At 67.5% G+C, this 14,988-nt stretch carries 26 protein-coding genes; all 26 read left to right on the forward strand.

Features of this window, described 5'->3' with window-relative positions:
- Window positions 1-44: 44 nt before the first annotated feature.
- The 26 genes from rplV (at window position 45) to truA (ending at window position 14,772) form a co-directional block, all read left to right on the forward strand.
- Window positions 45-392, forward strand: a complete 348-nt coding sequence (gene rplV / locus ACWEMJ_RS27985) for a 50S ribosomal protein L22 (RefSeq protein ID WP_014136282.1) — start codon at window positions 45-47, stop codon at window positions 390-392.
- Entirely contained in the window at window positions 392-1,228 is an 837-nt protein-coding gene (gene rpsC, locus ACWEMJ_RS27990; protein WP_035863521.1) for a 30S ribosomal protein S3, read from the forward strand. Before rplV ends, rpsC begins: the two co-directional genes overlap by 1 nt.
- Window positions 1,229-1,233: 5 nt before the next feature.
- A complete protein-coding gene (gene rplP, locus ACWEMJ_RS27995; RefSeq protein WP_030457415.1) occupies window positions 1,234-1,653 on the forward strand; it encodes a 50S ribosomal protein L16 in 420 nt (139 codons plus the stop codon).
- A complete protein-coding gene (gene rpmC, locus ACWEMJ_RS28000; protein ID WP_030457414.1) occupies window positions 1,653-1,877 on the forward strand; it encodes a 50S ribosomal protein L29 in 225 nt (74 codons plus the stop codon). Before rplP ends, rpmC begins: the two co-directional genes overlap by 1 nt.
- The gene (gene rpsQ, locus ACWEMJ_RS28005; protein WP_014136278.1) at window positions 1,877-2,149 is read left to right on the forward strand and encodes a 30S ribosomal protein S17; all 273 of its coding nucleotides are present in this window, start codon (window positions 1,877-1,879) and stop codon (window positions 2,147-2,149) included. The genes rpmC and rpsQ overlap by 1 nt, the downstream gene beginning before the upstream one ends.
- Before the next feature lie 102 nt (window positions 2,150-2,251).
- Window positions 2,252-2,623: a 50S ribosomal protein L14 gene (rplN, locus tag ACWEMJ_RS28010; protein WP_030300391.1), complete on the forward strand. Its 372-nt coding sequence runs from the start codon at window positions 2,252-2,254 to the stop codon at window positions 2,621-2,623.
- Between the two features lie 15 nt (window positions 2,624-2,638).
- Window positions 2,639-2,950, forward strand: coding sequence for a 50S ribosomal protein L24 (gene rplX / locus ACWEMJ_RS28015; RefSeq protein WP_030263484.1), 312 nt, complete (start codon window positions 2,639-2,641; stop codon window positions 2,948-2,950).
- Window positions 2,950-3,519 (forward strand): 50S ribosomal protein L5, encoded by a 570-nt coding sequence (rplE, locus tag ACWEMJ_RS28020; RefSeq protein WP_035863517.1) that lies wholly within the window; start codon window positions 2,950-2,952, stop codon window positions 3,517-3,519. The genes rplX and rplE overlap by 1 nt, the downstream gene beginning before the upstream one ends.
- Before the next feature lie 3 nt (window positions 3,520-3,522).
- Window positions 3,523-3,708 (forward strand): type Z 30S ribosomal protein S14, encoded by a 186-nt coding sequence (locus ACWEMJ_RS28025; protein WP_008747480.1) that lies wholly within the window; start codon window positions 3,523-3,525, stop codon window positions 3,706-3,708.
- A 267-nt stretch (window positions 3,709-3,975) separates the two neighbouring features.
- A complete protein-coding gene (gene rpsH / locus ACWEMJ_RS28030; protein ID WP_035863516.1) occupies window positions 3,976-4,383 on the forward strand; it encodes a 30S ribosomal protein S8 in 408 nt (135 codons plus the stop codon).
- 22 nt (window positions 4,384-4,405) lie between these two features.
- Window positions 4,406-4,945, forward strand: a complete 540-nt coding sequence (rplF, locus tag ACWEMJ_RS28035; protein ID WP_452139906.1) for a 50S ribosomal protein L6 — start codon at window positions 4,406-4,408, stop codon at window positions 4,943-4,945.
- Between the two features lie 3 nt (window positions 4,946-4,948).
- Window positions 4,949-5,332, forward strand: coding sequence for a 50S ribosomal protein L18 (gene rplR, locus ACWEMJ_RS28040; protein WP_035863513.1), 384 nt, complete (start codon window positions 4,949-4,951; stop codon window positions 5,330-5,332).
- A gap of 48 nt (window positions 5,333-5,380) precedes the next feature.
- A complete protein-coding gene (rpsE, locus tag ACWEMJ_RS28045; protein WP_043914567.1) occupies window positions 5,381-6,001 on the forward strand; it encodes a 30S ribosomal protein S5 in 621 nt (206 codons plus the stop codon).
- Entirely contained in the window at window positions 6,001-6,183 is a 183-nt protein-coding gene (gene rpmD / locus ACWEMJ_RS28050; protein ID WP_014136270.1) for a 50S ribosomal protein L30, read from the forward strand. The genes rpsE and rpmD overlap by 1 nt, the downstream gene beginning before the upstream one ends.
- Before the next feature lies 1 nt (window position 6,184).
- A complete protein-coding gene (gene rplO, locus ACWEMJ_RS28055) occupies window positions 6,185-6,640 on the forward strand; it encodes a 50S ribosomal protein L15 (RefSeq protein WP_043914565.1) in 456 nt (151 codons plus the stop codon).
- A 272-nt stretch (window positions 6,641-6,912) separates the two neighbouring features.
- A complete protein-coding gene (gene secY, locus ACWEMJ_RS28060; RefSeq protein ID WP_452139907.1) occupies window positions 6,913-8,220 on the forward strand; it encodes a preprotein translocase subunit SecY in 1,308 nt (435 codons plus the stop codon).
- The gene (locus ACWEMJ_RS28065) at window positions 8,220-8,879 is read left to right on the forward strand and encodes an adenylate kinase (RefSeq protein ID WP_452139908.1); all 660 of its coding nucleotides are present in this window, start codon (window positions 8,220-8,222) and stop codon (window positions 8,877-8,879) included. Before secY ends, ACWEMJ_RS28065 begins: the two co-directional genes overlap by 1 nt.
- A 109-nt stretch (window positions 8,880-8,988) precedes the next feature.
- Window positions 8,989-9,822: a type I methionyl aminopeptidase gene (map, locus tag ACWEMJ_RS28070; protein WP_452139909.1), complete on the forward strand. Its 834-nt coding sequence runs from the start codon at window positions 8,989-8,991 to the stop codon at window positions 9,820-9,822.
- A gap of 140 nt (window positions 9,823-9,962) precedes the next feature.
- On the forward strand, window positions 9,963-10,397 hold the full coding sequence (gene mscL, locus ACWEMJ_RS28075) for a large conductance mechanosensitive channel protein MscL (protein ID WP_452139910.1): 435 nt from the start codon (window positions 9,963-9,965) through the stop codon (window positions 10,395-10,397).
- Window positions 10,398-10,564: 167 nt separating this feature from the next.
- Window positions 10,565-10,786 (forward strand): translation initiation factor IF-1, encoded by a 222-nt coding sequence (gene infA / locus ACWEMJ_RS28080; RefSeq protein ID WP_003956442.1) that lies wholly within the window; start codon window positions 10,565-10,567, stop codon window positions 10,784-10,786.
- A gap of 57 nt (window positions 10,787-10,843) precedes the next feature.
- On the forward strand, window positions 10,844-10,957 hold the full coding sequence (gene rpmJ, locus ACWEMJ_RS28085; protein WP_003956441.1) for a 50S ribosomal protein L36: 114 nt from the start codon (window positions 10,844-10,846) through the stop codon (window positions 10,955-10,957).
- A gap of 176 nt (window positions 10,958-11,133) precedes the next feature.
- A complete protein-coding gene (rpsM, locus tag ACWEMJ_RS28090; protein WP_380362052.1) occupies window positions 11,134-11,514 on the forward strand; it encodes a 30S ribosomal protein S13 in 381 nt (126 codons plus the stop codon).
- A gap of 73 nt (window positions 11,515-11,587) precedes the next feature.
- Window positions 11,588-11,995 carry a 30S ribosomal protein S11 gene (rpsK, locus tag ACWEMJ_RS28095; RefSeq protein WP_014136257.1) on the forward strand — a complete coding sequence of 136 codons (408 nt, stop codon included), beginning with the start codon at window positions 11,588-11,590 and terminating at the stop codon, window positions 11,993-11,995.
- Window positions 11,996-12,128: 133 nt separating this feature from the next.
- Complete coding sequence (locus ACWEMJ_RS28100; protein ID WP_030457404.1) at window positions 12,129-13,151, forward strand: DNA-directed RNA polymerase subunit alpha; 1,023 nt, start codon at window positions 12,129-12,131, stop codon at window positions 13,149-13,151.
- A gap of 126 nt (window positions 13,152-13,277) precedes the next feature.
- Window positions 13,278-13,748 carry a 50S ribosomal protein L17 gene (gene rplQ / locus ACWEMJ_RS28105; protein WP_452139911.1) on the forward strand — a complete coding sequence of 157 codons (471 nt, stop codon included), beginning with the start codon at window positions 13,278-13,280 and terminating at the stop codon, window positions 13,746-13,748.
- Window positions 13,749-13,836: 88 nt separating this feature from the next.
- Window positions 13,837-14,772, forward strand: coding sequence for a tRNA pseudouridine(38-40) synthase TruA (gene truA, locus ACWEMJ_RS28110; RefSeq protein WP_452139912.1), 936 nt, complete (start codon window positions 13,837-13,839; stop codon window positions 14,770-14,772).
- The last annotated feature ends 216 nt before the right edge of the window (window positions 14,773-14,988 follow it).

Here is a 14,988-nt window from a genome sequence, read left to right on the forward strand (position 1 = left end):
AGCGCCAGAACGACAAAGTGACTTACTCCATTAAGGGGACAACCATGGAAGCCAGGGCCCAGGCGCGGTACATCCGCGTCACGCCCATGAAGGCCCGCCGCGTGGTGGACCTCATCCGTGGCCTGCCGGCCACGGAGGCCCAGGCGGTCCTGCGTTTCGCTCCGCAGGCTGCCACCGTGCCGGTCGGCAAGGTGCTCAACAGCGCCATCGCCAACGCCGCGCACAACTACAACCACTCCAACGTGGACGACCTCTACATCTCCGAGGCGTACGTTGACGAGGGTCCGACCCTGAAGCGGTTCCGTCCGCGCGCCCAGGGCCGTGCCTACCGGATCCGCAAGCGGACCAGCCACATCACCGTGGTCGTCAGCAGCAAGGAAGGGACCCGGTAATGGGCCAGAAGGTTAACCCGCACGGGTTCCGCCTCGGCATCAGCACGGACTTCAAGTCCCGCTGGTACGCCGACAAGCTGTACAAGGACTACGTCAAGGAAGACGTCGCGATCCGCCGTCTCATGACGAAGGGCATGGAGCGCGCCGGCATCTCGAAGGTTGAGATCGAGCGCACCCGTGACCGCGTCCGCGTGGACATCCACACCGCCCGTCCGGGCATCGTGATCGGCCGCCGCGGCGCGGAGGCCGACAAGATCCGGGGCAACCTGGAGAAGCTGACCGGCAAGCAGGTCCAGCTGAACATCCTCGAGGTCAAGAACCCCGAGCTGGACGCCCAGCTCGTGGCTCAGGGCGTCGCGGAGCAGCTGTCCTCCCGCGTCTCCTTCCGTCGCGCCATGCGCAAGAGCATGCAGTCGACCATGAAGGCCGGCGCCAAGGGCATCAAGGTCCAGTGCTCCGGTCGTCTCGGCGGCGCCGAGATGAGCCGTTCGGAGTTCTACCGCGAAGGCCGTGTGCCGCTGCACACCCTGCGCGCGAACGTCGACTACGGCTTCTTCGAGGCCAAGACCACCTTCGGCCGCATCGGCGTGAAGGTCTGGATCTACAAGGGCGACGTCAAGAACATCGCCGAGGTCCGCGCTGAGAACGCCGCTGCCCGCTCCGGCAACCGCCCGGCCCGTCCCGAGGGTGGTCGTCCCGCCCGCGGTGGCGAGCGCCGCGGTGGCGAGCGCGGTGGCCGCGGCCGTCGTCCGGCCGCCGCTGCTGCCGAGGCCCAGGCCCCGGCTGCCGCCGCGACCGAGGCTCCGGCTGCTGAGAACACCGGAACGGAGGCCTGACCCCCATGCTGATCCCCCGTCGGGTCAAGCACCGCAAGCAGCACCACCCGAAGCGCCGCGGCGCGGCCAAGGGTGGCACCGAGCTGGCGTTCGGCCAGTTCGGCATCCAGGCCGTGACCCCGGCCTACGTGACGAACCGTCAGATCGAGTCCGCTCGTATCGCGATCACCCGTCACATCCGTCGTGGCGGCAAGGTCTGGATCAACATCTACCCGGACCGCCCGCTCACCAAGAAGCCGGCCGAGACCCGCATGGGTTCCGGTAAGGGTTCGCCGGAGTGGTGGATCGCGAACGTGCACCCGGGTCGGGTCATGTTCGAACTGTCGTACCCGAACGAGAAGATTGCCCGCGAGGCGCTCACGCGTGCCGCGCACAAGCTTCCGATGAAGTGCCGGATCGTTCGGCGCGAGGACGGTGAGAGCTGATGTCGGCCGCTACCAAGGCTGCTGAGCTTCGCGAGCTGGACAACGAGGCGCTCGTTGCCAAGCTGCGTGAGGCCAAGGAGGAGCTGTTCAACCTCCGCTTCCAGGCGGCGACCGGGCAGCTCGACAACCACGGACGGCTCCGGCTGGTCCGTAAGGACATCGCGCGGATCTACACCCTGATGCGCGAGCGCGAGCTGGGCATCGAGACGGTGGAGAACGCCTGATGACTGAGAACACCAACGAGACGCGCGGTTTCCGCAAGACCCGTGAGGGTCTCGTCGTCAGCGACAAGATGGACAAGACCGTCGTCGTCGCCGTCGAGGACCGCGTCAAGCACGCGCTGTACGGCAAGGTCATCCGCCGTACCAACAAGCTGAAGGCGCACGACGAGCAGAACGCGTGCGGTGTCGGCGACCGTGTCCTCCTGATGGAGACCCGGCCGCTGTCCGCGACGAAGCGCTGGCGCGTCGTCGAGATCCTCGAGAAGGCCAAGTAACAAGGTTGTTCGCGGTACGGCCGTATGTGCACCAGGCCCGCAAGGGCGCGGGTGTGAGCAGCGGCCGGCCCGTCAACACTTGTTGACGATCAGGAGAATGCTGTGATCCAGCAGGAGTCGCGACTGCGCGTCGCCGACAACACGGGTGCCAAGGAGATTCTCTGCATCCGCGTTCTCGGTGGCTCCGGTCGCCGCTACGCCGGTATCGGCGACGTCATCGTCGCCACCGTCAAGGACGCGATCCCCGGCGGTTCGGTGAAGAAGGGCGACGTCGTCAAGTGCGTCGTCGTTCGCACCGTCAAGGAGCGCCGCCGTCCGGACGGCTCGTACATCCGTTTCGACGAGAACGCCGCTGTCGTTCTCAAGAACACCGATGGCGACCCCCGCGGTACCCGCATCTTCGGCCCGGTGGGCCGCGAGCTGCGCGACAAGAAGTTCATGAAGATCATCTCGCTGGCGCCGGAGGTGCTCTGACCCATGGCGAACAGCATGAAGATCAAGAAGGGTGACCTGGTCCAGGTCATCACCGGCAAGGACAAGGGCAAGCAGGGCAAGGTCATTCAGGCCATGCCGGCTGAGAACAAGGTCCTCGTCGAGGGTGTCAACCGGGTCAAGAAGCACACCAAGCCGGGCCCCGGCACCCAGGGTGGCATCGTGACCGTCGAGGCCCCGGTGCACGTCTCCAACGTCCAGCTGGTCGTGGAGAAGGACGGCAAGAAGGTCGTTACCCGCGTCGGCTACCGCTTCGACGACCAGGGCAACAAGATCCGCGTTGCCAAGCGGACGGGTGAGGACATCTGATGTCTGAGACGACTGTTGAGAAGGTGGCCCCCCGCCTCAAGGAGAAGTACCTCTCCGAGGTCAAGGGCCAGCTGAACGAGCAGTTCTCGTACGAGAACGTCATGCTGATCCCCGGCCTGGTCAAGGTCGTGGTCAACATGGGTGTCGGCGAGGCTGCCCGTGACAGCAAGCTGATCGAAGGTGCCATCAAGGACCTGACCGCGATCACCGGTCAGAAGCCGGCCGTCACCAAGGCCCGCAAGTCCATCGCGCAGTTCAAGCTGCGCGAGGGCCAGCCGATCGGCGCCCACGTCACCCTCCGTGGTGACCGCATGTGGGAGTTCGTGGACCGTCTGGTGTCGCTGGCTCTGCCGCGTATCCGTGACTTCCGCGGCCTCTCGCCGAAGCAGTTCGACGGCCGTGGCAACTACACCTTCGGTCTGACCGAGCAGGTCATGTTCCACGAGATCGACCAGGACAAGGTCGACCGTCAGCGCGGTATGGACATCACCGTCGTGACCACCGCTCAGACCGACGATGAGGGCCGGGCGCTGCTGCGCGCTCTGGGCTTCCCGTTCAAGGAGGCGTGAGCCATGGCGAAGAAGGCCCTGATCGCTAAGTCCGAGCGCAAGCCGAAGTTCGGCGTCCGGGCGTACACCCGGTGCCAGCGCTGCGGCCGTCCGCACTCGGTGTACCGCAAGTTCGGCCTGTGCCGTGTGTGCCTCCGTGAGATGGCCCACCGCGGCGAGCTGCCGGGCGTGACCAAGAGCTCCTGGTAATCACTTACCGGCTGCTCTGAACAGCGAAGCAGTGTGCCCGACCCCCGGCTTTTGGAGTCCCGAGAGGGATCCCGTAAGGTTGTGGGGTCGGGCCCCTGCCGCGGCGTCTTTTCCGGGCGTTCCGTGGCTCTCTGAGTGAGGGCTCGCACAACCCAGTCTTACTACGTCGTAGGTCCCCTGCGCTTGTGCCCCTTTCGCACTCTTTCGCGAGTGCGCGGAGGGGGACCTGGTGCGGAGAAACCACGGCGAGAGAGGCCTGAGGCCACCATGACCATGACCGACCCGATCGCAGACATGCTCACTCGTCTGCGCAACGCGAACTCGGCGTACCACGACTCCGTCGTGATGCCGTCGAGCAAGATCAAGGCGCACGTCGCCGAGATCCTGCAGCAGGAGGGTTACATCTCCTCCTACAAGGTTGAGGACCCCGCCGAGAACGAGGTTGGCAAGAAGCTGACCATCGAGCTCAAGTTCGGTCCGAACCGTGAGCGCTCCATCGCCGGCATCAAGCGCATCAGCAAGCCGGGTCTGCGTGTTTACGCAAAGTCCACCAACCTGCCGAAGGTTCTCGGCGGCCTGGGCGTGGCGATCATCTCCACGTCCTCCGGCCTCCTGACCGACAAGCAGGCCGCCAAGAAGGGCGTAGGCGGAGAAGTTCTCGCCTACGTCTGGTAATTCGGGAAACGGAGGTACAGCAATGTCGCGCATTGGACGGCTGCCCATCCAGGTTCCCGCTGGTGTGGACGTCACCATCGACGGCCAGACGGTCTCGGTGAAGGGCCCCAAGGGCACCCTCACCCACGTCGTCGCCGCGCCGATCGAAATCGGCAAGGGCGAGGACGGCTCTCTGGTCGTCACCCGCCCGAACGACGAGCGTCAGTCGAAGGCCCTGCACGGCCTGTCGCGCACGCTGGTGGCGAACATGATCACCGGCGTGACCGCGGGCTACCGCAAGTCGCTGGAGATCAGCGGTGTCGGTTACCGAGTCACGGCGAAGGGCTCCAACATGGAGTTCGCGCTGGGCTACAGCCACCCGATTCTGGTCGAGGCGCCGGAGGGCATCTCCTTCGTCGTCGAGTCGCCCACCAAGTTCCACGTGGACGGCACCGACAAGCAGAAGGTCGGCGAGGTCGCCGCGAAGATCCGCAAGCTGCGCAAGCCCGACCCGTACAAGGCCAAGGGCGTCAAGTACGCGGGCGAGGTCATCCGCCGCAAGGTCGGAAAGAGTGGTAAGTAAGCGATGAGCGTCTCTGTCAAGATCGGCAAGGGCAACGCCTACAAGAACGCCGCCCGCAAGCGCCGCGCCATTCGCGTTCGCAAGCGCGTCGTCGGCACCGAGGTGCGTCCGCGCCTCGTCGTGACGCGTTCGAACCGCCACATGGTCGCCCAGGTCATCGACGACGCCAAGGGTCACACCCTGGCGTCGGCGTCCACCCTCGACGTGTCCATCAAGGGCACCGAGGGCGACAAGACCGAGCTGGCCAAGAAGGTCGGAAGCCTGGTCGCCGAGCGCGCCAAGGCTGCCGGCGTCGAGTCGGTCGTCTTCGACCGCGCGGGCAACCGGTACGCCGGCCGCATCGCCGCTCTGGCGGACGCGGCCCGCGAGGCCGGGCTCGACTTCTAAGCCGCTCGTCGACTCTGTCGGCGGACGTAAACGAGAGAGGTAATTCCAATGGCTGGACCCCAGCGCCGCGAAGGCGGCGCCGGTCGCGGCACGGGTGGCGAGCGGCGCGACCGTAAGCGCGACGAGCGGGGCGGCGCCCCGGTCGCCGAGAAGACTGCTTACGTCGAGCGCGTCGTCGCGATCAACCGTGTCGCCAAGGTTGTCAAGGGTGGTCGTCGCTTCAGCTTCACCGCGCTGGTCGTGGTGGGCGACGGTGACGGCACCGTGGGTGTCGGTTACGGCAAGGCGAAGGAGGTTCCGGCCGCCATCGCCAAGGGCGTTGAGGAGGCCAAGAAGAACTTCTTCAAGGTCCCCCGTATCCAGGGCACCATCCCGCACCCCATCCAGGGTGAGAAGGCCGCCGGCGTCGTGCTGCTGAAGCCGGCGTCCCCCGGTACCGGTGTTATCGCCGGTGGCCCGGTGCGTGCCGTCCTGGAGTGCGCCGGCGTTCACGACATCCTGTCGAAGTCGCTCGGCTCGGACAACGCGATCAACATCGTGCACGCCACCGTGGCCGCTCTGAAGGGCCTCGTGCGCCCCGAGGAGATCGCCGCCCGTCGTGGCCTGCCCCTGGAGGACGTGGCCCCGGCCGCTCTGCTCCGGGCCCGTGCGGCTGGGGTGAGCGCCTGATGGCTCGCCTGAAGGTCACCCAGACCAAGTCGTACATCGGTAGCAAGCAGAACCACCGTGACACCCTGCGTTCGCTCGGCCTGAAGCGGCTGAACGACACCGTGGTGAAGGAGGACCGCCCGGAGATCCGCGGCATGGTCCACACCGTTCGTCACCTCGTCACGGTCGAGGAGGTGGACTGAAATGGCGGACAACTCGCCGATCAAGATCCACAACCTGCGTCCGGCGCCCGGCGCCAAGACCGACAAGATCCGCGTCGGTCGTGGTGAGGGCTCCAAGGGTAAGACCGCAGGTCGTGGTACCAAGGGCACCAAGGCCCGCTACCAGGTTCCGGAGCGCTTCGAGGGTGGCCAGATGCCGCTCCACATGCGCCTCCCGAAGCTGAAGGGCTTCAAGAACCCGGCCCACAAGCAGTTCCAGGTCGTGAACCTGGACCGCCTGGCCGAGCTCTACCCGAACGGTGGCGAGGTCACCGTTGCCGACCTGGTCGCCAAGGGCGCCGTTCGCAAGAACGAGCTCGTCAAGGTTCTCGGCCAGGGCGAGATCTCGGTCGCGCTGCAGGTGACGGTCGACGCCGTCTCCGGCTCCGCCACCGAGAAGATCACCGCCGCCGGCGGCTCGGTCACCGAGCTGCTGTGACGTCGCTGATCTGACGCACGGACAGAAACCGGGCCCCGCATTCCTCTTGAGAAAGAGGAGGCGGGGCCCGGCTCCGTTTCCGGTCCGGACGGACTTGAACACCTGTGCTGGATTTGTGTGTCAAACCCGGGCAAGCCGTACCCCATGCGTGGGGGAGCGGCAGCGTGCGCTTCTGCGGAGCGCCCGGGCACTGTTAGAGTCCGTGAAGTTCCCTTTCCCCACATCAGGACCGACCCTTCCGCCGACGACGCGCGGGAGGCGCAGGAGGCACCGTGCTCAGTGCGTTCGCGCGGGCGTTCCAGACGCCCGACCTGCGCAAGAAGCTGCTGTTCACGCTGGGCATCATGGTGCTGTTCCGGCTGGGCGCCCACATTCCGATGCCCGGGATCAACTTCGAGGCCGTGCACGCGTGCGTGAGCGGTCAGAAGGAGGGCCTGTTCGGGCTGGTCAACCTGTTCAGCGGCAACGCGCTGCTGCAGCTGACCATTTTCGCGCTCGGCATCATGCCGTACATCACGGCCAGCATCATCCTGCAGTTGCTCACCGTGGTCATTCCGCGGCTGGAGGCCCTGAAGAAGGAGGGGCAGTCCGGCCAGGCGAAGATCACCCAGTACACCCGCTACCTGACCATCGCGCTGGCGGTGCTGCAGGGCACCGGCATCCTCGCGACCGCGTCCAGCGGCGCGCTCTTCTCCGGTTGCGCGCAGGGCGGGAACATCGTTCCCGACACCTCGATCTTCCGGATCGCCACCATGGTCATCATCATGACCGCCGGCACCACCGTGATCATGTGGCTGGGTGAGCTGATCACCGACCGCGGCATCGGCAACGGCATGTCGATCCTGATCTTCACCTCCATCGCGGCCGGCTTCCCCGGCTCGATGTGGGCCATCAAGGGCTCCGGCAAGCTGCTGGACGGCTGGGGCGAGTTCGCCGCGGTCATCCTGGTCGGCATCATCGTGGTCTGCCTGGTCATCTTCGTCGAGCAGGCCCAGCGCCGGATCCCGGTCCAGTACGCGAAGCGGATGATCGGTCGCCGGGCGTTCGGCGGCACCTCGACCTACATCCCGTTGAAGGTCAACCAGGCCGGTGTGATCCCGGTCATCTTCGCCTCCTCGCTGCTGTACATCCCGGCGCTGGTGGTGCAGCTGACCAACTCGCAGGCGGGCTGGGCGATCTGGATCAAGAACCACTTCATCAAGGGTGACCACCCGATCTACATGGCCACCTACTTCGTGCTGATCGTGTTCTTCGCGTTCTTCTACGTCGCCATCTCCTTCAACCCCGAAGAAGTTGCCGACAATATGAAGAAGTATGGTGGGTTCATCCCGGGCATCCGGGCCGGCCGACCGACGGCCGAGTACCTGAACTACGTGCTCACCCGCATCACGTGGCCGGGTTCGCTGTACCTGGGCCTGATCGCGTTGATCCCGATGGTCGCCCTCGTCGCCTTCGGGCAGCAGACCAACTTCCCGTTCGGCGGCACCTCCGTGCTCATCGTCGTCGGCGTCGGACTCGAAACTGTGAAGCAGATCGAGAGCCAGCTCCAGCAGCGCAATTACGAAGGGTTCCTCCGCTGATGCGTATCGTCCTCGTCGGACCCCCCGGGGCCGGGAAGGGTACTCAGGCGCACGTTCTGGCCAAGACCCTGTCCATTCCCCACATCTCCACCGGCGACCTCTTCCGTGCCAACATCAGCCAGGGCACCCCGCTGGGTGTCGAGGCGAAGTCCTACATGGACGCCGGGCGCCTGGTGCCCGACGAGGTCACCATCGGGATGGCCAAGGACCGCATGCTCCAGCCGGACGCCGCGGGCGGCTTCCTGCTGGACGGCTTCCCGCGCAACCTGGGCCAGGCGGAGGCGCTGGACGCCTTCCTGGCCGAGCAGGGCATCGCGCTGGACGGCGTGCTGGACCTGGAGGTCTCCGAGGACGAGGTCGTCAAGCGGATCGCCGGCCGCCGGCTGTGCCGCAAGGACGGCGCCCACGTGTTCCACGTGGTGTACAACCCGCCGAAGACCGAGGGCGTCTGCGACGAGTGCGGCGGCGAGCTGTACCAGCGCTCGGACGACACCGAGGAGGCCGTGCGGGTCCGGCTGGAGGAGTACCACTCCAAGACCGAGCCGATCATCGGCTACTACCAGGCGCAGGGCCTGCTGGTCACCATCCCGGCCCTGGGCAAGGTGGACGAGGTGACCGAGCGCGCGGTCGCCGCCCTGGAGCAGAAGAAGAACGCCTGACCCACCAGGCAGTGAGACGGCCGGGTCGCCCGAAAGCGGGCGGCCCGGCCGTCTCGGCGTCGTACGGTGGAAGGCAGTCCCAGATCAGAACGTGGAAGGCGTGGACCAGATGGAGATCAAGACCCCCGAGCAGATCGCCAAGATGCGGGCGGCCGGGCTGGTCGTCGCCGAGGCGCTGAAGGCGTGCCGCGAGGCCGTCGCCCCGGGGGTGACCACCGGCGAGCTGAACGACATCGCCGACCAGGTCATCACCAAGCACGGCGCCACGTCGAACTTCCGCGCCGACCACGGCGGCCTGTGGTTCCCGGGCGTGATCTGCGCCTCGGTGAACGAGGAGGTCGTGCACGGCATCCCCGGCGACAAGGTGCTGAAGGCCGGCGACCTGATCTCGATCGACTGCGGCGCGATCCTGGACGGCTGGCACGGCGACGCGGCGATCACCGTCGCGGTCGGCGCGACCGCCGACGAGAACCTGATGCTGTCGAAGGTCACCGAGGGCTCGATGTGGGCCGGCATCGCCCAGATGAAGAAGGGCAACCGGCTGGTCGACGTCTCCCGGGCGATCGAGGGCTTCATCCGCCGCCAGCCGCTGCCCCCGAAGGGCAAGTGGGGCATCACCGAGGGGTACGGCGGCCACGGCATCGGCACCGCCATGCACATGGAGCCGCACGTGCTGAACTACGTGGCCGGCCGCGGCAAGGGCCCGAAGCTGGTGCCCGGCACGGTGCTGGCGATCGAGCCGATGGTCTCGCTGGGCACCCCGCACACCGCGATCCTGGACGACGACTGGACGGTGGTCACCACCGACGGCACCTGGGCCTCGCACTGGGAGCACTCGGTGGCCGTCACCGAGCAGGGTCCGCTGGTGCTGACCGCCTTCGACGGCGGCAGGGCGGAGCTGGCGAAGCTGGGCGTCACCGCGGCGCCGGACCCGCTGGCCTGACCCCGCGGGGAGGCGCGCGGGACCGCCGATGATCTGAGGGACATCTCTCAAAGCGGCAGCTGAGGGCCTGGGGGTTTTGACCCCCGGGCCTTCTGTCCTATTTTCGTCAGCTGATACCCGCAGCTACTCCAGGAGAGACAGTGCTCAAGGGCTTCCGCGACTTCATGATGCGCGGCAACGTCATCGACATGGCCGTCGGTGTGGTCATCGGTGCCGCCTTCACCGGCGTCGTGACCGGCTTCGTGACCGCGTTCCTCACCCCGGTGCTGGGTGTGGTGGTCGGCGCGGCCGGCGACTTCAGCGCCTACAAGTTCTCGCTCGCGGGCGTGACCTTCCCGTACGGCCAGTTCCTGAACGTGCTGATCGCGTTCTTCCTGACCGCCGCGGTGCTCTACTTCTGCGTGGTGCTGCCGGTCTCCAAGGCCACCGCCCGGTACATGCCGAAGAAGCCCGCCACCCCGAAGCGGCCCTGCCCGGAGTGCCTGACCGACATCCCCGAGGCGGCCCGCCGCTGCTCGGCGTGCACCGCCGTGGTGGAGCCGGTGCTGCCCATCCAGGTGACGGCCAAGGGCTGAGATTTCGCTCCGGCGCGGTGCTTGGTTTACGATGGTGCGTCGGCTCACTCGTAGCGTGTTTCGGCACGCCCTCAACCCAGGAGAGTCCTCCGGGGAAGAGGTGAAGCCTGGTTCGCACGAGCGTTCCGCATACGGTAGCCGGACCCGAAGGGTGGATCTCGCAGTTCATGGCTAAGAAGCAAGGCGCCATTGAGATCGAGGGCACCGTGATCGAGTCTCTTCCGAACGCGATGTTCAAGGTCGAGCTGCAGAACGGTCACAAGGTCCTCGCGCACATCAGCGGCAAGATGCGCATGCACTACATCCGCATCCTCCCGGATGACCGGGTCGTGGTGGAGCTCAGCCCCTACGACCTGACCCGCGGCCGGATCGTCTACCGCTACAAGTAACAACCTCTCGCCCCGGGCGAGAGGCTTGCCAGATCGAGACCCCGGAGAACCTGGATCATGAAGGTCAAGCCGAGCGTCAAGAAGATCTGCGACAAGTGCAAGGTGATCCGCCGCCACGGCCGGGTCATGGTGATCTGCGACAACCTGCGCCACAAGCAGCGCCAGGGCTGATCACTCCCCAGCATTTCTCGTAGTACCTTCGCGCGACGCGCACCAACGTCATACGCGGGCCGCCCGATCCGTCCGACCAGGACGGACTGCCACCCCCGGTCAGAGGCCGGGGCTCCCTGTCGAGAGACAGCGAGTAGGCGGCACGTCAGACCTCTGAAGAACCACAGGAGCCATGAATGGCACGCCTCGCCGGCGTTGATCTCCCCCGCGAAAAGCGGATCGAGATCGCCCTCACGTACGTCTACGGCATCGGCCGTACCCGCGCCCAGCAGACCCTGGCCGAGACCGGTGTGAGCCCGGACGTCCGCGTCCGCGACATCTCCGAGGACGACCTCGTCAAGCTGCAGAAGTTCATCGACGCGAACTTCGAGGTCGAGGGTGACCTCCGCCGCGCCGTCGCCGCCGACATCCGCCGCAAGGTCGAGATCGGCTGCTACGAGGGTCTGCGTCACCGCCGTGGCCTGCCGGTCCGCGGCCAGCGCACCCACACCAACGCGCGTACCCGCAAGGGCCCGCGTCGCGCGATCGCCGGTAAGAAGAAGCCGGGCAAGAAGTAGTCCGTCCCGTCAACCGGACATCCCTCCGGCCCGCGGGATAGCGGACCGACCACCTCAGTAGGAGAACAGACTTATGCCCCCCAAGGGTCGTCAGGCTGCCGGCGCGAAGAAGATCCGCCGCAAGGAGAAGAAGAACGTCGCTCACGGGCACGCCCACATCAAGAGCACGTTCAACAACACCATCGTTTCGATCACCGACCCCTCGGGCAACGTGATCTCCTGGGCCTCCGCCGGCCACGTCGGTTTCAAGGGCTCGCGCAAGTCCACCCCGTTCGCCGCGCAGATGGCCGCCGAGGCCGCTGCCCGTCGCGCGCAGGAGCACGGCATGCGCAAGGTCGACGTCTTCGTGAAGGGTCCGGGCTCCGGCCGCGAGACCGCGATCCGTTCGCTCCAGGCCACCGGCCTGGAGGTCGGCTCGATCCAGGACGTCACCCCCACCCCGCACAACGGCTGCCGTCCGCCGAAGCGCCGCCGCGTTTGATCCGGCGCCTTCACAGGCACTGCGGGTAGCGTTTTAAACCTGGTACGGGGTCCCGTTCTGAACGGGACCCCGTACGCTTGAGTTCTGTCGGCATCAAATAGTGGGTGCCGAAGACAACTGGAGGATCCAGAACATGCTGATCGCTCAGCGTCCTTCGCTGACCGAAGAGGTTGTCGACGAGTTCCGCTCGCGGTTCGTCATCGAGCCGCTGGAGCCGGGCTTCGGCTACACCCTCGGCAACTCGCTCCGTCGCACGCTCCTCTCCTCGATCCCGGGTGCCGCTGTCACCAGCATCCGCATCGACGGCGTCCTGCACGAGTTCACCACCGTGCCGGGTGTCAAGGAGGACGTCACCGACCTCATCCTGAACATCAAGCAGCTGGTCGTCTCCTCGGAGCACGACGAGCCGGTCGTGATGTACCTGCGCAAGCAGGGCCCGGGTGTGGTCACCGCCGCCGACATCGCGCCCCCGGCCGGTGTCGAGGTGCACAACCCCGAGCTGGTCCTCGCCACCCTGAACGGCAAGGGCAAGCTGGAGATGGAGCTGACCGTCGAGCGCGGTCGCGGCTACGTCTCCGCCGTGCAGAACAAGGCCTCCGGCCAGGAGATCGGCCGCATCCCGGTCGACTCGATCTACAGCCCCGTGCTGAAGGTCACCTACAAGGTCGAGGCCACCCGTGTCGAGCAGCGCACCGACTTCGACAAGCTGATCGTCGACGTCGAGACCAAGCCCGCCATGCGTCCGCGCGACGCGATGGCGTCGGCCGGCAAGACCCTGGTCGAGCTGTTCGGCCTGGCCCGCGAGCTGAACGTCGACGCCGAGGGCATCGACATGGGTCCGTCCCCGACGGACGCCGCCCTGGCCGCGGACCTGGCGCTGCCGATCGAGGAGCTGGAGCTCACCGTCCGCTCCTACAACTGCCTCAAGCGCGAGGGCATCCACACCGTGGGTGAGCTCGTCGCCCGCTCGGAGGCCGACCTGCTCGACATCCGCAACTTCGGTGCGAAGTCGATCGACGAGGTCAAGGCGAAGCTGGCCGGCATGGGCCTGGCCCTCAAGGACAGCCCGCCCGGGTTCGACCCGACCGCTGCCGCCGACGCCTTCGGCGCCGACGACCTGGACGACCAGGGCTACGCGGAGACCGAGCAGTACTGAGTTTTGGCACCGGGGGCGGTTCCCAGCGGACCGCCCCCGGCACCATGAAAAGTCGTACGGACGCGGTGTCCGTACGCCCGCTGCGGTACCTGGTACGGCCGTAGTCGGAGATTCGAGGAGCGAAACATGCCCCGTCCCACCAAGGGTGCCCGTCTCGGCGGCGGCCCGTCCCACGAGCCGCTGCTGCTGGCCGGCCTGGCCCGCGAGCTGTTCCAGTACGGCCGCATCACCACCACCGAGGCCAAGGCCCGCCGCCTGCGCCCGCTGGCGGAGAAGCTGATCACCAAGGCGAAGAAGGGCGACATCCACAACCGTCGCCTGGTGCGCAAGACCATCACCGACGTGTCGGTCCTGCACACCCTCTTCACCGAGATCGCCCCGCGGTTCGAGAACCGCCCCGGCGGTTACACCCGCATCACCAAGATCGGCTCCCGTCGTGGCGACAACGCCCCGATGGCCGTGATCGAGCTGGTCGAGGGCGAGATCGCCACCAAGGCGACCGTCGCCGAGGCCGAGGCCGCTGCCAAGCGCGCCGTCAAGGAGGCCGAGCAGGCCGCCGAGACCAAGGCCGACGAGGCCGAGACCACCGAGGCCTGAGCCTCATAGGTCCGTGACCGGGCCCGCTCTCCCGTTCGCCGGGGGAGCGGGCCCGTTCGCATCTCAGCTGCGAGACAGGGGAGTTGGAGTGAACGACTGCGCGGAGCAGCCGCCGGTCAAGGACGGCCCGGCCGACGGGCACACCCGGATCAGGCTGGACCTGGCGTACCACGGCGCGGAGTTCTCCGGCTGGGCCCGGCAGCGCGGCCGGCGCACCGTCCAGGGCGAGCTGGAGGACGCGCTGCGGATCGTGACGCGCAGCGAGGAGACCTTCCCGCTGACGGTCGCCGGACGCACCGACGCCGGCGTGCACGCGCGCGGGCAGGTCGCGCACGTCGACCTGCCGGACGAGCTGTGGGCGGCGCACGGCGAGAAGCTGCTGCGCAGGCTGGCCGGGCGGCTGCCGGCGGACGTCCGGGTGTACCGGCTGTCGGAGGCGCCGCACGGCTTCGACGCCCGGTTCGCGGCGATCTGGCGGCGCTACGCGTACCGGGTCGCCGACCACCAGGGCGGCGTCGACCCGCTGCTGCGCGGGCACGTGCTGTGGCACGACCGGCCGCTCGACCTGGAGAAGATGAACGCCGCGGCCGCGCTGCTGGTGGGGGAGCACGACTTCGCCGCCTACTGCAAGAAGCGCGAGGGCGCGACCACCATCCGCACCCTGCTGGAGGTCCACTGGGACCGGGTGCCGATCGACCCGTACGCGGCCCAGGAGGGCTCGCTGGCGGTGGCGACCGTGCGGGCGGACGCGTTCTGCCACAACATGGTGCGCTCGCTGGTCGGCGCGATGCTCCTGGTCGGCGACGGCCACCGCCCGGTCGAGTTCCCGGGCGAGGTGCTGGCCGGCGGCGTCCGCAACTCCGCGGTCAACGTCATCCGGCCGCACGGCCTGACGCTGGAGGAGGTCGGCTACCCGGAGGACGCGCTGCTCGCGGAACGCAACCGCGCTGCGCGGCGGCTGCGGACGCTGGGCGGGGATTCCGCGGAGGGCGCCGCCGGCGGTGCTTCGGGCGGATCGGCCTGAGGTTGCCGTTCCCCTTCGGGGCAGCGTGGGACAGCCGGGGAGGCCGCCGCGGGTGCCTCGGCTTGTGCGCTGGGCTGATCTGATCGGGATTGCCCTTCCGCTTCGCGCAGTTCCCCGCGCCCCTGCGGGGCGCGGGGGCGCGGGGAACTGCAGGCCGGGGCGCGGGGCGGCGTTGCGGTGGGGGTGCTCGGGGGGGTGGGCGGGGCGGGGGGGTAA

Source organism: Kitasatospora sp. NPDC004531 (assembly GCF_053602195.1).

Coding starts and splice junctions, on each gene's coding strand:
- rpsE (WP_043914567.1), top strand. CDS start 5,381: ATGGCTGGACCCCAGCGCCGCGAAGGCGGCGCCGGTCGCGGCACGGGT.
- rpsQ (WP_014136278.1), top strand. CDS start 1,877: ATGACTGAGAACACCAACGAGACGCGCGGTTTCCGCAAGACCCGTGAG.
- rplP (WP_030457415.1), top strand. CDS start 1,234: ATGCTGATCCCCCGTCGGGTCAAGCACCGCAAGCAGCACCACCCGAAG.
- ACWEMJ_RS28025 (WP_008747480.1), top strand. CDS start 3,523: ATGGCGAAGAAGGCCCTGATCGCTAAGTCCGAGCGCAAGCCGAAGTTC.
- rpsC (WP_035863521.1), top strand. CDS start 392: ATGGGCCAGAAGGTTAACCCGCACGGGTTCCGCCTCGGCATCAGCACG.
- rplV (WP_014136282.1), top strand. CDS start 45: ATGGAAGCCAGGGCCCAGGCGCGGTACATCCGCGTCACGCCCATGAAG.
- ACWEMJ_RS28100 (WP_030457404.1), top strand. CDS start 12,129: ATGCTGATCGCTCAGCGTCCTTCGCTGACCGAAGAGGTTGTCGACGAG.
- rplX (WP_030263484.1), top strand. CDS start 2,639: ATGAAGATCAAGAAGGGTGACCTGGTCCAGGTCATCACCGGCAAGGAC.
- rplO (WP_043914565.1), top strand. CDS start 6,185: ATGGCGGACAACTCGCCGATCAAGATCCACAACCTGCGTCCGGCGCCC.
- map (WP_452139909.1), top strand. CDS start 8,989: ATGGAGATCAAGACCCCCGAGCAGATCGCCAAGATGCGGGCGGCCGGG.
- ACWEMJ_RS28065 (WP_452139908.1), top strand. CDS start 8,220: ATGCGTATCGTCCTCGTCGGACCCCCCGGGGCCGGGAAGGGTACTCAG.
- rpmJ (WP_003956441.1), top strand. CDS start 10,844: ATGAAGGTCAAGCCGAGCGTCAAGAAGATCTGCGACAAGTGCAAGGTG.
- rpmC (WP_030457414.1), top strand. CDS start 1,653: ATGTCGGCCGCTACCAAGGCTGCTGAGCTTCGCGAGCTGGACAACGAG.
- rpsH (WP_035863516.1), top strand. CDS start 3,976: ATGACCATGACCGACCCGATCGCAGACATGCTCACTCGTCTGCGCAAC.
- rpsK (WP_014136257.1), top strand. CDS start 11,588: ATGCCCCCCAAGGGTCGTCAGGCTGCCGGCGCGAAGAAGATCCGCCGC.
- rpsM (WP_380362052.1), top strand. CDS start 11,134: ATGGCACGCCTCGCCGGCGTTGATCTCCCCCGCGAAAAGCGGATCGAG.
- rpmD (WP_014136270.1), top strand. CDS start 6,001: ATGGCTCGCCTGAAGGTCACCCAGACCAAGTCGTACATCGGTAGCAAG.
- rplR (WP_035863513.1), top strand. CDS start 4,949: ATGAGCGTCTCTGTCAAGATCGGCAAGGGCAACGCCTACAAGAACGCC.
- rplE (WP_035863517.1), top strand. CDS start 2,950: ATGTCTGAGACGACTGTTGAGAAGGTGGCCCCCCGCCTCAAGGAGAAG.
- infA (WP_003956442.1), top strand. CDS start 10,565: ATGGCTAAGAAGCAAGGCGCCATTGAGATCGAGGGCACCGTGATCGAG.
- rplF (WP_452139906.1), top strand. CDS start 4,406: ATGTCGCGCATTGGACGGCTGCCCATCCAGGTTCCCGCTGGTGTGGAC.
- rplQ (WP_452139911.1), top strand. CDS start 13,278: ATGCCCCGTCCCACCAAGGGTGCCCGTCTCGGCGGCGGCCCGTCCCAC.